1 protein-coding gene is annotated in these 1,034 nt (G+C 58.8%); it reads right to left on the bottom strand.

Annotated elements, in window-relative coordinates; translation table 11 throughout:
- On the bottom strand, positions 1-990 hold a 990-nt coding region (locus H5U08_RS19695; RefSeq protein WP_297037148.1), incomplete at its 3' end, for a Gfo/Idh/MocA family oxidoreductase.
- Positions 991-1,034: the final 44 nt, after the last annotated feature.

Genomic DNA, 1,034 nt, shown 5'->3' with positions numbered 1-1,034 from the left:
CTCGGGAAGTTCTTTTTTGAGAGACTCCGGCTGAACCTCAATCCCCCCTTCGTCCCCGGTTTCCACCCAACCTTCATCTCCCACAAAGCGGACAGGACAGGTTCCCAGTCGGGTGGTGAATTTCGGAGAGCGATCGCCAAACGGGGTTTTCAGAAAGTCCAGGATCAGTTTCACACCGTTAGCGTAGTAACAAACGATCCGGTCTTTTTCGGGAACGTAACGCACGGGCACCGTATCGTCTGCCTTCAGGGCCCACTGGCACAGATCGACGGTGTGCGCCCCCCAATCGAGCAGTCGCGCGCCGGAGTCGAAATCAAAATAGCCCCGCCAGCCACCGTCCACATAGGTATGGTTGTAGGGCCGCCACGGGGCGGGTCCCAACCACAGGTTCCAGTCCACAACATCGCGAGGGGGCGTCTGTTCTCGCGGCAGCCAGCCGTTTTCGAGTTGCGGCTCGTAGACCGACGCATACACGGTGTGGATTTTCCCCAGCTTCCCACTTTGCGCCAGCGCGACGGCATACTGGAAATTGGGCACACTGCGACGCTGAGTCCCCGCCTGGAAAATACGTTTGGTGCGTTGGAAGGTCTCGGCGAGCTGCTGGCACTTGGCAATCGTGATGCCGCAGGGCTTTTCGCTGTAAACGTCTTTGCCCGCCTCTGCCGCCATGATCGAGGCAGGCGCGTGCCAGCGGTCTCCGGTCGCGATGAGAACTGTGTCAATATCGGAACGCGCCAGTAGTTCCCTAAAATCGCGATATACAGCACAGTCCTGGTTACCGTAGAATTCGTCCACCAGACGTTTTCCCGCTTCCCGGCGCCGTGCCTGCACATCGGCGATAGCCAGGCATTTGACGTCGGGCAATTTGAGAATGGCATTCAGGTCGTAGGTCGCCCGAGGACCGATCCCGATCACGCCCAAAGTGATTTTTTCACTGGGCGGAACGGCCTGGTTCAGCCCCAGGACCGTGGCCGGCAGAAATTCCGGGATGCCGACAATGGATGTACCCAGGGCACTCCACTTGAGGAAATCAC

This window comes from Thermogutta sp. (assembly GCF_014359955.1).
In the GTDB taxonomy this organism is placed as follows: Bacteria; Planctomycetota; Planctomycetia; order Pirellulales; family Thermoguttaceae; genus Thermogutta.
Note: the sequence above shows the minus strand (reverse complement) of the source record. Positions and strands in the feature narration are given on the sequence as shown.